The organism is Paenibacillus sp. BIHB 4019 (assembly GCF_002741035.1).
Classification (GTDB): Bacteria; Bacillota; Bacilli; order Paenibacillales; family Paenibacillaceae; genus Pristimantibacillus.
On the sequence record NZ_CP016808.1, the window covers coordinates 5,054,595 to 5,068,142 of the forward strand.

Consider the following 13,548-nt stretch of genomic DNA (forward strand, 5'->3'; position numbering starts at 1 on the left):
TTTGACTCTATAATGAAAGCAAACGTTTTCTGATGTTGGCGCAGACATGTGTGGTAGGGGGGAAATCATGGAAGCCCGGATTGATAAGATTAAACAACAGTTGCAGTCGCAGGGCTACAAATTAACCCCGCAGCGTGAAGCAACAGTACGTGTATTGCTTGAGAATGAGGAAGATCACTTGAGCGCCGAAGATGTGTTCATGCTTGTGAAGGACAAGGCGCCAGAAATTGGCCTTGCAACGGTGTATCGGACACTTGAGCTATTAAGCGAAATGCATGTAGTGGAGAAGCTTAATTTTGGCGACGGGGTTGCCAGATACGATCTGAGAACGGACAGCAGCAAGCATCATCATCATCATCTTATTTGCGTGCAATGCGGATCGATGGATGAGATCAAGGACGATTGGCTGCTGCCACTTGAGGAACGATTGGAAGAGGAATATGGTTTTTCGGTTCTCGACCATCGATTGGACTTCCAGGGCATTTGTCGTAAATGCAATGAGAAGAATGCGAATGCGAAAAAAGACGAATCATAAACGGCTTTGCTGCCCAGTGTTTCTGGACGGCGAAGCCGTTTTGGCGTTACATATGAGGAAAGACGTTGGGGTTCGAGTATAGTGCGGCTCTCTGGATTAGGAGCTCACATTGCGAATGCGTCCGAGCCGCAGCAGGCCGGAGCCTTGCACAGTGGGCAAATAGCCTTTTAACGGTACAGACCACTTGCGAAGAATAGTCGATACACGGGCAGAGCCTAGCTTTGGCCTTACGGACAGCAATAAAGCAGCACCGCCAGCCACATGGGGAGACGACATGCTCGTTCCTGACATGATGGCATATTTGCCATTCAGCCAAGTAGAGACGATTTCTGTTCCCGGCGCGGCAACATCAATGCCCATTCCCCGATTGCTGTAGTCGGCGATCTGGTTGAGCCGATTGGAAGCGGCGACTGCAATCGTCTCCGGAAAGGAAGCTGGCTCGTCGATCGTCGTCGTATTTGGCCCCTCATTGCCAGCTGAGGCAGTAATGACGATGCCCTGCTTCGCTGCACGCTTGATCGCTTGGCGCAGCAAATCGCTATGCTGGCCGCTGACGATGCCAAAGCTCATATTAATGACATTCATTTTGTTGCGAATGCACCATTCAATGGCATCTACAATGTCGGACACGTAGCCCGAGCCGTAAAGGTCCAATGCCTTCACGGCATACAGCTTTATATTGGGAGCTACGCCATACAGTCCTGTTAAGCCTCTGCCTGCCGCAATGCCGGCAACATGAGTGCCATGGCCATTATCATCGTAATAGCTTGTGCCGCCCATCGTATTGACACCGCCCGATATGCGCAGATCGGGATGCTTGGCAATGCCGGTATCAATAATGGCAAGCTTGACAGGTTTGCCAAGTGTGCGCTTCCAAGCAAGCGGCGCCTGTACTCTTTTAATATTCCAAGGCACCTTATTGGCGTCTACGGTCGTTTTTATAATGGGGAGATTTGGTTTTATGGTGCGGGTTGCCATTTGGGGAGCGGTATCATGCTTGCGGATTTTTACATCCCGCTCCATTAGCTTAACCTCAGGATGGCGGATAATATGTTTCCACGAGCTGCGCCGGTCAAGCAGAAAACCGATCATTTTGCAGCCTGGCATCGTTTTGAATGGATGAATGCCGCGCGATTCTAGCAGGCGCAAGCAGCGTTTATAGGAGCTGTGCGTGGTAAAGCTGATGAGCTGGCGTTCTGTATGTTTAGAAGGTTTATAGGCAGAACAGGAAGCGATCAGGTTATCTAATCGAGGCATGATGGGCTCCTCCTCCATGTATTAGGCAGACATGAGACTACTTGTGTAGTGTATGGAGGAGGGGGAGGTGTGGACTGGGTATTCGTCCCCAAGTACATATTTTTTGCAGCAGTTGGAAATTGTATCGCTTAGGACAAGCCTTTGACGTACAATATGGCTATATCCCCATTATTTTCTTTAGGAGGTTTTTTCATGATCATTGGCGTTCCCAAAGAAATAAAAACGAGTGAATACCGGGTAGCATTGACGCCAGCAGGCGTCACCATGCTTAGAGCAGCGGGACATCAAGTGCTAGTGCAGACAGGGGCAGGAGATGGCAGCGGCTTTCAGGACGGCGATTATGCAAGCGAGGGTGCCGTAATCGTAGACTCGGCTGCTGGAGTATGGGAACGCGCAGAAATGATTATGAAAGTAAAGGAGCCTCTCCCAGAGGAATATGGATTTTTCCGCAAAGGGCAGCTTTTGTTCACCTATTTGCATCTTGCGGCTGCGCCGGAGCTGGCGAAAGCTTTAATGGACAGCGAGGTTACTGCAATAGCTTATGAAACGATTCAGCTTCAAAATGGCAGTCTGCCGCTGCTGACGCCAATGAGCGAGGTTGCAGGACGTATGGCAGTGCAAGTTGGCGCCCAGTTTCTGGAGGCGTTTAACGGCGGCAGAGGCGTTCTCCTGGGCGGTGTGCCTGGGGTAGCACCGGGGGAGGTCGTCATTATCGGGGGCGGCATCGTCGGTACGAATGCCGCGAAGGTTGCGCTTGGCATGGGAGCAACTGTCGTGCTGCTTGAGCGCAGTCTTGATCGAATGCGTTACTTGGATGATATTTTTGGCGGCCGCATTCAGACCGTAATGTCGAGCACGTATCATATTGCCGAGGCGGTGGCGAAGGCGGATTTGCTCATTGGCGCTGTGCTGATTCCGGGTGCGAAGGCGCCGCATCTGGTGACGGAGGAAATGGTCAAAACGATGAAAAAAGGAGCAGTCATCGTCGATGTCGCCGTTGACCAGGGCGGCTCCATTGCAACGGTTGACCGGGCTACTACGCATAAGGACCCCGTTTACGTCAAACATGGCGTTATCCATTATGCGGTAGCGAACATTCCGGGTGCTGTGCCGCGCACCTCGACCTTTGCGCTGACGAATGTCACCATGCCTTACGCGCTGCTGCTCGCAAATGACGGGCTGGCGGCGATAAAGCTCAGCGAGCCTCTGCAGAAAGGCGTCAATACGCATAGCGGCAAATTAACCTATGAGCAGGTAGCGGCGGCACTGGATTTGCCATTTACACCGATTCAAACCCTGCTGGCATGAGCATATAAGCCCCTCTCTCGTCATATGGTAAAATGGGCGGGACAATCCTGCTCGCATATATAGAGAGGGGCGAGAGGCAAATGGTATTGTCTGCGCGCAAATGGTTCAGCCGCTTCGTATTTATGCTGCTGTTCATCGGTTTGTTTATCATCGCCACTGGCGGCTATGATTGGCTCGTTGATGTCGTGTCGCCAAGCAATCCTTATGAAGTTCCGCAAGGCGAGGCCGTTAAGGCCATTTGGCATAGTACATATGAGTGGGATAATGGTAATATAGCGGATAGGCTGCGCTTTTTCTATTGGTACGGCGAATAGCTGGGCAGGATAAAAAGCTCGCCAAGCAGGATTTATGATCCTTGGTGTGGAAATACCGAAGTACGCTTTAATAGCGTGCAAAGGCTGGAAGCATGAAAGGAAACAGGATGAAATCTTTGGTGAACTCATTTATTCGTTTTTTAAGCGTGGAACGCTCCTTGTCGAAAAATACATTGGAGTCGTACGGGCGGGATTTGCTGTTTCTACTGGATTATATGGAAAGCCAGAATATCGAGTCAGCATCGGCTGTACAAAAGCATCATTTGGCGCATTATTTGCTGCAATTAAAGGAGGATGGGCGCAAGGCATCTACTTTATCGCGGCACATCGTGTCGATACGCGCTTTCTTTCATTATTTGCTGGTTGAAGGTTTCATTGATCGCGATCCATCCATCTATATTGAATCGCCGAAACAGGAAACGAAGCCGCCGCAAATTTTATCGATGGAGCATACAAGTCTGCTGCTGGATACGCCGCAATGCGTGACGACTGCAGGAAAGCGGGACAAGGCGATGCTGGAGCTGCTGTATGCGACAGGCATGCGCGTGTCGGAGCTGATTTCGCTGGATGTGCCAAGCGTCAACCGGCAGCTCGGCTTTATTCAGTGTGTAGGCAGCAACCGGAAGGAGCGTATTGTTCCATTTGGAAGAAAAGCTGCGGAAGCGCTGGAAGATTATTTGGAGCATGGGCGAGTCGGGCTGCAGCGGCACGGCAAGCAGGAGGACGCGCTCTTTTTGAACCATTTGGGGACGCGGATGACGCGGCAGGGCTTCTGGAAGACAGTCAAAAAGTATGCAAAAGAGGCCGGCATTGAAGCGGATATTACGCCGCATACGCTGCGCCATTCGTTCGCTGCCCATTTGCTGGAGAACGGTGCTGATGTGCGTACCGTACAAGCGCTGCTAGGCCACGCCGACGTTGCTACAACCCAGAAATATTCCAAGCTGACAAAGGTGAAAATGAAAGACGTATACAACAGCGCGCATCCACGCGCTTGAAAAATAGCGAAGTCAGCGGCTGCTTAAGACTAGGTCAGGCAGTGCGGATGCGCACCGAATGTTGGTGGAAAGTCAAACCTTTCACATATACACCTTGTTTTTCACCAGATATCATATCAGAAAGGTTGGGACTACATGAGTAAATTTGATCGTATTGCCGTTATTGTGCTTGATAGCGTTGGAATTGGCGAACAGCCGGATGCGGAGGCTTTCGGCGACGTTGGCTCGCATACGCTTGGGCATATCGTAGAAAGAGTAAAGGGGACAAGCCTGCCAAATTTGCGCCAGCTTGGTCTTGACCGTATTGCGCCGCTCGGCGATTGGAAGCCGGCAGATGGACAGTCTGGCGCTTACTATGGGAAAATGCAGGAGGTATCAGTTGGCAAAGATACGATGACCGGGCATTGGGAGCTGATGGGGCTGAAGCTGACGGTCCCTTTTCAGACGTTTCCAGACGGGTTTCCGGATGAGCTGATCGCTATATTCGAGGAGCGCACAGGACGCAAGGTCATCGGCAATAAGCCGGCAAGCGGTACGGAAATTTTGGACGAGCTGGGCGCTGAGCAAATGGAGACGGGAGCATGGATCGTCTACACTTCTGCTGACAGCGTTTTTCAAATTGCAGCGCATGAAGGCATCATCCCGCTAGACGAACTATACCGCGCGTGCGAAATTGCGCGTGAGCTGACGATGGATGAGCGTTATACGGTAGGCCGCGTTATCGCCAGACCCTATGAAGGGGAGCCGGGCGCGTTCAAGCGTACGCCTAACCGCCATGATTATGCAGTCAAGCCGCCGGAGCCTACGGTGCTTAATGCCCTGCAGGATGGCGGACTCGACACGATTTCCATCGGGAAAATCAATGATATTTTTGATGGAGAGGGCATTAATGCTTCTACGCCCACGAAGAGCAACGCGGATGGCATTGCCCGTACGATAGCTGCTTTGAAGGAGCCTTTTAAGGGATTGCTGTTTACGAATCTCGTTGATTTCGATTCCTTGTACGGACATCGCAGAGACCCAGAAGGCTACGCCGCCGCACTAGAAGAGTTTGACCGCGCTTTGCCTGAGCTTACGCAAACGATTGGACCGCGCGATTTGCTGGTCATTACCGCAGATCACGGCAATGATCCCGTTCATCCGGGTACGGACCATACGCGGGAATATGTGCCGCTGCTGCTTTATAGCCCAGCATTCAAGCAGCCTGGACAGCTAGCGTCGCGAGCAACCTTCTCCGATTTAGGAGCGACGATTGCGGACAACTTCAACGTAAAGGCTCCGCCGAACGGCACAAGCTTTCTCGAATTGCTTGAAGCTTAATTGATTCAACTAAAGCAACTGATCAACGAATGAACGAATGAACGAATGAACGAATGAACGAACGAATGAATGAACTAACGACTTGGAGGCTATCCCTATGAACGTAATTACAGCAGCACAAATTAAAGAAGCGGCATCCTACATTGCCGGGCGTACGGACTTGAAACCAGAGGTTGGCCTGATTATGGGCTCCGGTCTTGGAGTTTTAGGCGATCATTTGGAAAATCCAGTGACGATTGCGTACCACGATATTCCGCATTTCCCGGTATCCACAGTGGAAGGACATGCAGGAGAGCTGCTTATGGGCACCTTGTCCGGCCGTCCGGTACTATTGATGCGAGGCCGCTTTCATATGTATGAAGGCTACGGCCCAGAGCTGACGGCATTTCCGGTGCGCGTAATGAAGGCGCTTGGCGTATCAACGCTGCTTGTGACGAATGCGGCTGGCGGCGTCAACCTTGCGTTTGAATCGGGCAACCTGATGCTGATTTCTGACCACCTGAACATGACAGGCAAAAACCCGCTCATTGGCCCTAATGATAACGAGCTGGGCGTTCGTTTCCCTGATATGTCGGAGGCTTACAGCAAACGTCTGCGCGGTATTGCCCGTGAACTTGCGGCAAGCCAAGGGCTTGCACTAGCTGAGGGAGTTTACGCTGGACTGCTCGGACCGACGTATGAAACGCCTGCGGAAATTCGCATGCTGCGCGTTTTGGGGGCAGATGCTGTCGGAATGTCGACCGTTGCGGAAGTGATTACCGCAAGACATGCGGGAATTGAAGTTCTTGGCATTTCTTGTATTACGAATATGGCTGCGGGGATTTTGGATCAACCGCTTAACCACGAAGAGGTTATGGAGACGGCAGAGCGCGTGAAATCTCAATTTTTAGACCTTGTAAAAGGTTTGGTTCCGCTCATTTAAAGAACAGTTTACTGCTTAAGCAGTTTAAATAAGCTAGAAATTGGTGTTATTTTGTCCGCAAACTTGTAACACAATTGTAACAATTGGCTCGACTCATTGTGACAGTATTTTAAAACGCCATCGTCGTATAATGTCCGTAATTATAGAAAAATGGAGTGGAGTTAAATGGACAAGCAATTGCTCTTGGAGATGGAGAAGTTGCGCGATAAAATGGTTGAGACGGCGCTTATCAAACAAACTTTTCTTCACCGAGAGGTACTGCGGCTAAGCCAATCGCTAGACGTTTTAATCGTGCGTGCGCAGGAAGAGCGACGGACCGTTTCCAGCCATAAATAAACAGAGCAAGTGGCATGAAACATAGGTTGAGATCTGCCATATGATGCTTAGCGAAGGCGACTGTCGCAATAAAAAGGGGTAATTAGATTTAATTAACAGGTAATAGGTAATGACGTGAAAAAATTCAAAAACCGTTCTTGCAGGAAGCGAAAGCTTTTGCGAGGGCGGTTTTTTTTGCGAATATAAGCGTTTTGGAATAATTTACATAAAAACAGGCGAAACTGTGGAAGACAAGCGTAAACGGCTGAAGCCGTCCTTTGGCGGCAAAGCTTCCGTTTCGCGGGTGAAATATAAGCCCATTTATAAGTGTAAAACTTATAAATTCTTATATTTAAATATAGCCGAATTGCGGCGAATTCCCGTGAACCGAACATTTTGCGGAGTACGGGCATGCCGCAGCTTCATAGGAGGGAATCTGTTCTTGAAAAAACTACGGAATAAACTATGCTTATGCATCCTTGCGCTAGCTGTCTCTTTGCCAACCGCTGTATTCGCGGCAGAAGCGGCTGAGACACCGCTCATCCCATCGCTGCCGGTAGCGGAGCAGTCCGGAAGCGCGGAGCCTCATTTGGCGCCATCGGCCCGTTCTGCCATTCTTATGGATGCGGACAGTGGAACGATTATTTACGAGAAAAACAGCCATGATCAGCTGCCTCCGGCAAGCATCACCAAAATTATGACGATGCTGCTTATTATGGAGGCGCTGGCTGACGGCAAGCTCAAGCTGACCGACAAGGTGCAGACGAGCGAATATGCGTCTTCCATGGGCGGCTCGCAAATTTTTCTGGAGCCCGGCGAGGAAATGAGCGTTGACGACATGATTAAAGGAATTGCTCTAGCCTCTGGCAATGATGCTTCTGTTGCGATGGCTGAGAAGCTTGGCGGCACCGAGGAGCAATTCGTGGCGATGATGAATGAGAAAGCGAAGCAGCTCGGGCTGAAGGAAACCCATTTTGCCAATTGCAACGGCCTGCCTTCAAAGGATCATTATTCGTCGGCACATGACATTGCGGTTATGTCGCGCGAGCTGCTCAAGCATACGAATATTACGAAATACACAGGAATGTATCAGGATTATTTGCGTAAAACGTCAGAGAAGCCATTTTGGCTCGTCAACACGAATAAGCTTGTGCGGTTCTATAGCGGTGCAGACGGCTTAAAAACCGGATTTACGAATGAAGCCAAGTTTTGCTTGTCGGCGACGGCAAGACGGGATGGGCTTCGCATCATTGCAGTCGTAATGGGCGAGCCGAATACGAAGACACGCAATACGGAAGTGTCGCAAATGTTTGATTATGCGTTTGCCCAATATATGACGCATCCGATTTTTAAAGAGGGCGATGCCATGGGCAGGGTGCATGTGGAGAAGGGCGTGGTGTCCGAGCTTGAGCTGGTCGCTCCCCATGCATACAGCGTGCTGCTCAAAAAAGGGGCAAACACGAGCGATATCCGCTATGAGCTGAAAATCGACGGCTCGCTTAAAGCGCCTGTTGCGATCGGCGCGCCAATCGGCAAGCTTCTCGTCTATCAGGGAGACAAGCTGCTGAAGGAATTCCCCGTTGATGCGCCGCAGACGATTGAACGGGCTGGCTGGTGGAAAATGCTGAAGCGTTCGTTTGGCGGATTGTTCGCTTAATCCGGGTTAAACCGGATTGAACAGCGTTTATCTGGATTCATTCCGTGCGTTTTGCCAGAAAATAGCGAGCCAAAGCTGAATATTTTGTCACCTCTTAGGGCTCTGCTTCTAGTTTTGTCGCCGTGCAGGAAACGCATGCCCCGCTGGAGAAATGCTAGTTCTATCCAAATGCACAGCTTAAAGGAGATGAACAGCAATTATGAATTTGCAAGCTGAACTGGAGCATTATCGCAATGTGCTTATTGTACGTCTGCGCGGAGAGCTGGATCATCATACAGCCGACGTCGTCAAGGTCAAGATGGAGGATGCGATTTTACGAGGAAGCAGCGACCACATCATTCTCAGCTTGAAGGATTTGCAATTCATGGACAGCTCGGGGCTAGGCGTCATTCTGGGCAGGTATAAGCAGGTGAAGGCAAGAGGCGGGAAAATGGTTGTCTGCGCCGTTAGTCCAAGCGTTCACCGGCTTTTTGAAATGTCGGGCTTGTTTAAAATTTTGGAGATTCATGATAATGAACGGATGGCGATTTCAAGTCTGGAGGTGGTATCGTGAACGGACGTAATGAAATGACATTAACCTTCAGCGCCCGCTCAGAGAACGAGGCTTTTGCCCGCGTAGCGGTGTCAGCCTTCGTCTCCCAGCTCGATCCGACGCTTGGGGAGCTGAATGATTTAAAGACAGCAATCTCGGAAGCGGTAACCAATGCGATTATACACGGCTATGATAGCGACGCAGCCGGTAAAGTGACGATAGAGGGTTATATTGAAGGAGAAACGATCTCCTTGACGGTTATTGACCACGGACGCGGTATTGAAGATTTGGACTTGGCTCGCCAGCCGCTTTACACTTCCAAGCCGGAGCTTGAGCGCTCTGGCATGGGTTTTACGATCATGGAAAATTTTATGGACCGATTCGAGGTTGTCAGCGAGCTTGGCGGCGGTACCCGCGTCAGCATGCTGAAACGAATTGAATCGAAAAAAGCGCTATACAACTAGCGCATAGGGGTTGAACCTCATGGATTCCGGGTTGAAACAAACGGCTCAGCCGTATTTGGATGATGCGGAAGTAAAGCGGCTTATTGCGTTAAGCCAGTCTGGCGACACGTTGGCAAGGGACACGCTTGTAGGATGCAATATTCGTTTAGTATGGTCAGTAGTTCAGCGGTTCATCAACCGGGGCTATGAGCCTGACGATCTGTTTCAGATCGGCTGTATTGGCCTGCTCAAGTCGGTTGACAAATTCGACCTTTCCTATGATGTTAAATTTTCCACCTATGCCGTGCCGATGATTATCGGTGAAATCCAGCGGTTTTTGCGAGATGACGGTACGCTTAAAGTTAGCCGCTCGCTCAAGGAAACGGCGAATAAGGTGCGCAAAATGAAAGATGAGCTTTCCAAGGTGCTGGGACGGCTGCCGACTATTAGCGAAGTAGCGGAACGGCTCGGCATTACGCCGGAGGATGTCGTATTTGCGCAGGAAGCGAATAAGCCGCCAACCTCGATTCATGAGACGGTATTTGAAAATGACGGCGATCCCATTACGCTGATGGATCAAATTGCCGATGATTCGCAGGAGCGCTGGTTCGACAAGCTTGCGCTTACCGAAGCTATCGAAGGCCTTAGCGAGCGGGAACGGCTTATCGTGTATTTGCGTTATTACCGGGACAAGACGCAATCAGAAGTCGCGAGTCGTCTAGGCATATCACAAGTACAGGTGTCGCGTCTGGAGAAAAAAATATTGCAGTCCATCAAAGATCAAATCGCCTTGTAGGCGGTTTGATCTTTTTTTTCTTGTTTTTACCTGCTGCAGCGTGACTATCTGATTCCTGTTTTTCTCATACTAAAAGGGAAACGAACCCAAAGTACAGATAAAGGACTGATGACGGATGGATACGATGCAGCGGCAGCCTCTCTATTTGCGTTTGCGAAAGCGGATTGGGATACGTCCTGAGAAGGAAGTGACGCTCGGGCAGGCGGCGAGGCTGCTTGGCGAGTCCGAAGAGCAGGAACGCCGATTGGGCCAGCTCGTTCTATATCGTCACAGCAAGCCAGACGGCAACCGCGTCGTCATCGATTTGCTGCAAATCGTCAGCCGGCTGCGCGAGCTTGAGCCAGGCTTGTCTATTGAAGCCTACGGCGATCCGCAGGTGCTGGTCATGATTGCGGACAAGCCGCCCAAGCCGCGAATTCCGCTGCTTATTTTTTCGTGGCTGCTGTTGTTTTTCGGCGCGGGTCTGGCAATTATGAACTTCCATACCGACGTCAGCATGAAGGAGGTCCATATTCGGATCGTCGAGCTGATTACCGGAGAGCATAACGAGCATCCGCTGTGGTTTCAAATTCCATATTCCTTCGGCATCGGGCTGGGCATGGTGCTGTTTTTCAACCATCTGTTCCGAAAAAGGTTCAATGAAGAGCCGAACCCACTTGAGGTAGAGCTGTTCACCTACCAGGAAAATGTGAACGCCTACGTCATCGCCGACGAGATGCGCAAAAAAAATGATCGCCAAACCGCTCGGAGTGAGGACGATGCTTGATTGGCCGATTCATGCATTTATTGTCATGCTGGGCTTATCGGGAGGGCTTGCAGTAGGCAGCGGACTGGTGGCGCTGCTAACGGTGCTGGATCTTATTCCGCGGCTTGCACAAATCGCTTATGCCTACAGCCTCTCCATTTGGTTTGAGACGGCCGTTATAAGCGGGGCGGTCTATTGGACATTCGCAGATTTTTTCGATTGGAAGCTTTCGCTTGCAGGCATTACATCACAAATGGCTGCCGGGCTGCTGAACGGCATTTTCGTCGGCTTGCTTGCGGCGGCGCTTACGGAGGTGCTGAACGTCTTCCCCATCCTCGCCAAACGCATCCATTTGTCGGACTATTTAGTTGGCCTTGTGATGGCGATGGTGCTTGGCAAAACATTGGGATCGCTGCTGGACTGGCTTTGGTATCAATGGTAGGAAAATGGCTGGGAACTAGGATGGCTATGCTGGAGAACTGAGTGAGGTGAAGGAAGAAGATGGACAAGGATCAGGAGCAGCATAATGACCAGGGGCAAGATTACAAGCACGCTAGTATTCCTGACATGATGAAGCTGGGAAATGAGCGGAGCACCGATACAGATGTGGACATCCATTCATCCGGGAAAAGAAAACGAGGCTGGCGGCAGGTGAAGGAGTACATTCACGCCAAGCAGCTTGTTGGAGGGGAGCATCAGGAGCGGCGCGAGGAGAGTAGATACGACCAGCAGCAAAATAAGGAGGAAGGGCAGCATGGCGACGGCCAGCCGCTGCATGCCCGTTCTAAAACGCAGGGACGAGGGAAGTCGCATGGCAAAGGGCAGAGCAGCAAGCAAGGGCAGGATGGCCGCGAGGAACGAATACCTTCTGATTTGGATGATGTGCTGGAGCGGCTGAAAAATGAGCTTGGCTACGGCACCAGCTTCGATGTTGTCGTTCGGGAAATGACCTTCGGCGAGCGGCGGGTCGCCTTCGTGTTTATGAACGGTTTGGCGAAGGATACGCTGCAAACAGAGGTGCTTAAGCGGCTGACCTATTTGCAGCCGGATGATTTGTCCTCCGATGCGCTGCACGCCTTTCTCGATATGTATGTGCCAGCATCCCAGGTTAAGTCTGAGCAGGATTGGAACAAGCTGCTGACCGGCATTCTCTCGGGGGGAACGGCGCTGTTCATCGACAAGGAAGCGACGGCGCTGCTCATCGACGCCAAAAACTTCCCTGCCCGCTCGCCAGACGAGCCGAGCCTGGAGCGGGTTGTCAGAGGCAGCCGCGACGGTTTCGTCGAAACGTTGATGATGAATATATCGCTTGTCAGACGGAGGCTGCGTGATCCGCAGCTCAGATATGAGCTGGTGCAGATCGGCGAGCGGACGCAGACGGATGTATGTATCGCCTATATTGATGATTTGGTAGATAAGGAATTGCTTAAATCCATTAAGGAAAAAATTTCGATGGTCAAGGTTGACGGCATTCCGCTTGCCGACAAGCAGCTGGAGGAGGCAACCGTTAAACGGGGCTGGAGCCCGTTCCCGCTTGTTCGTTACTCTGAGCGTCCAGACGTAGTTGCTTCTCATTTGCTAGAAGGAGCCGTTGTCGTCTTCGTGGATACGTCGCCGAGCGTCATGATTTTGCCGACAACGTATTTCGATCTTATGCAGCATGCCGAGGAAAATCGCCAGACGCCGTTTATCGGTACCTATTTGCGCTGGGTACGGTTTATCGGCATATTCGCCTCGCTGTTCCTGCTGCCGCTCTGGCTGCTGTTCGTTATCCATCCTGAGCTTAAGCCGCAGGCGCTGGAATTTCTCGGGCCTTCGAAAACCGGCAAGCTGCCGCTGCTCGTGCAGTTTTTGCTGGCGGAGGTCGGCGTTGATCTGCTGCGCCTTGCCTCCGTGCATACGCCGACTTCGCTGGCAACGGCAATGTCGCTCGTATCGGCTATCCTCATTGGCGATATTGCGGTCCAGACAGGCATTTTCGTCAATGAGGTTATTTTGTACATGTCGGTTGCGGCTATTGGCATGTTTGCGACGCCAAGCTATGAGCTGGGCTTGGCGAACCGCATTGTCAGACTTGTGCTCATTACGCTGGTAGCTTCCTTGCAGGTGCCGGGCTTCATCGTTGGAACGACGGTCATCTTGCTGTTTTTGTGCATGGAGCGTTCATTCAACCGCCCTTACATGTGGCCGTTCATCCCGTTCGACTTCAGGGCGATGATGAATATTATTTTCCGGACGCCCGTGCTGCAAAATCGCAAGCGGCCCAATCTGCTGCGGCCGCAGCAGCTCGATAAAATGCCTGAAACGGAGTGAAATCGGAAAAAATGCAAATGACATGTTAAATTATCCATTACGCTTGCGGATAGATTGCGATATACTGTTGCTATTGGTGCAAATCGAATCTAT

General features: G+C 51.1%; 15 protein-coding genes. 14 read left to right on the forward strand and 1 reads right to left on the reverse strand.

Features of this window, described 5'->3' with window-relative positions; genetic code table 11:
- Nucleotides 1-67 precede the first annotated feature (67 nt).
- The gene (gene fur, locus BBD42_RS21990; RefSeq protein ID WP_056028925.1) at nucleotides 68-535 is read left to right on the forward strand and encodes a ferric iron uptake transcriptional regulator; all 468 of its coding nucleotides are present in this window, start codon (nucleotides 68-70) and stop codon (nucleotides 533-535) included.
- 96 nt (nucleotides 536-631) lie between these two features.
- Here fur and BBD42_RS21995 read toward each other — a convergent pair whose 3' ends face one another.
- Nucleotides 632-1,792: a S8 family peptidase gene (locus BBD42_RS21995; RefSeq protein WP_172455583.1), complete on the reverse strand. Its 1,161-nt coding sequence runs from the start codon at nucleotides 1,790-1,792 to the stop codon at nucleotides 632-634.
- A gap of 192 nt (nucleotides 1,793-1,984) precedes the next feature.
- Between BBD42_RS21995 and ald the strand changes: the two genes are divergently transcribed.
- The 13 genes from ald to BBD42_RS22060 all read left to right on the forward strand — a co-directional run bounded on the left by ald (nucleotide 1,985) and on the right by BBD42_RS22060 (nucleotide 13,455).
- A complete protein-coding gene (gene ald, locus BBD42_RS22000; RefSeq protein ID WP_099519890.1) occupies nucleotides 1,985-3,100 on the forward strand; it encodes an alanine dehydrogenase in 1,116 nt (371 codons plus the stop codon).
- Between the two features lie 80 nt (nucleotides 3,101-3,180).
- Nucleotides 3,181-3,414, forward strand: a complete 234-nt coding sequence (locus BBD42_RS22005; protein WP_099519891.1) for a DUF4227 family protein — start codon at nucleotides 3,181-3,183, stop codon at nucleotides 3,412-3,414.
- Between the two features lie 107 nt (nucleotides 3,415-3,521).
- Nucleotides 3,522-4,412: a site-specific tyrosine recombinase XerD gene (gene xerD, locus BBD42_RS22010; RefSeq protein WP_099519892.1), complete on the forward strand. Its 891-nt coding sequence runs from the start codon at nucleotides 3,522-3,524 to the stop codon at nucleotides 4,410-4,412.
- A 135-nt stretch (nucleotides 4,413-4,547) separates the two neighbouring features.
- Nucleotides 4,548-5,732 carry a phosphopentomutase gene (gene deoB, locus BBD42_RS22015; protein WP_099519893.1) on the forward strand — a complete coding sequence of 395 codons (1,185 nt, stop codon included), beginning with the start codon at nucleotides 4,548-4,550 and terminating at the stop codon, nucleotides 5,730-5,732.
- Nucleotides 5,733-5,829: 97 nt separating this feature from the next.
- Nucleotides 5,830-6,654 (forward strand): purine-nucleoside phosphorylase, encoded by an 825-nt coding sequence (locus tag BBD42_RS22020; RefSeq protein ID WP_099519894.1) that lies wholly within the window; start codon nucleotides 5,830-5,832, stop codon nucleotides 6,652-6,654.
- 165 nt (nucleotides 6,655-6,819) lie between these two features.
- Nucleotides 6,820-6,990: an aspartyl-phosphate phosphatase Spo0E family protein gene (locus tag BBD42_RS22025; RefSeq protein ID WP_081418563.1), complete on the forward strand. Its 171-nt coding sequence runs from the start codon at nucleotides 6,820-6,822 to the stop codon at nucleotides 6,988-6,990.
- Between the two features lie 421 nt (nucleotides 6,991-7,411).
- Complete coding sequence (locus BBD42_RS22030) at nucleotides 7,412-8,626, forward strand: D-alanyl-D-alanine carboxypeptidase family protein (protein WP_099519895.1); 1,215 nt, start codon at nucleotides 7,412-7,414, stop codon at nucleotides 8,624-8,626.
- A 199-nt stretch (nucleotides 8,627-8,825) separates the two neighbouring features.
- Nucleotides 8,826-9,179 (forward strand): anti-sigma F factor antagonist, encoded by a 354-nt coding sequence (spoIIAA, locus tag BBD42_RS22035; RefSeq protein ID WP_056028909.1) that lies wholly within the window; start codon nucleotides 8,826-8,828, stop codon nucleotides 9,177-9,179.
- Nucleotides 9,180-9,193: 14 nt separating this feature from the next.
- Nucleotides 9,194-9,622, forward strand: coding sequence for an anti-sigma F factor (gene spoIIAB, locus BBD42_RS22040; protein WP_056032668.1), 429 nt, complete (start codon nucleotides 9,194-9,196; stop codon nucleotides 9,620-9,622).
- A gap of 19 nt (nucleotides 9,623-9,641) precedes the next feature.
- A complete protein-coding gene (gene sigF, locus BBD42_RS22045) occupies nucleotides 9,642-10,397 on the forward strand; it encodes an RNA polymerase sporulation sigma factor SigF (RefSeq protein ID WP_046231980.1) in 756 nt (251 codons plus the stop codon).
- Between the two features lie 115 nt (nucleotides 10,398-10,512).
- Nucleotides 10,513-11,163, forward strand: a complete 651-nt coding sequence (locus tag BBD42_RS22050) for a stage V sporulation protein AA (RefSeq protein ID WP_099519897.1) — start codon at nucleotides 10,513-10,515, stop codon at nucleotides 11,161-11,163.
- A complete protein-coding gene (locus BBD42_RS22055; protein ID WP_056028907.1) occupies nucleotides 11,156-11,584 on the forward strand; it encodes a stage V sporulation protein AB in 429 nt (142 codons plus the stop codon). Before BBD42_RS22050 ends, BBD42_RS22055 begins: the two co-directional genes overlap by 8 nt.
- Nucleotides 11,585-11,643: 59 nt before the next feature.
- Nucleotides 11,644-13,455 carry a spore germination protein gene (locus BBD42_RS22060; protein ID WP_237163193.1) on the forward strand — a complete coding sequence of 604 codons (1,812 nt, stop codon included), beginning with the start codon at nucleotides 11,644-11,646 and terminating at the stop codon, nucleotides 13,453-13,455.
- The last annotated feature ends 93 nt before the right edge of the window (nucleotides 13,456-13,548 follow it).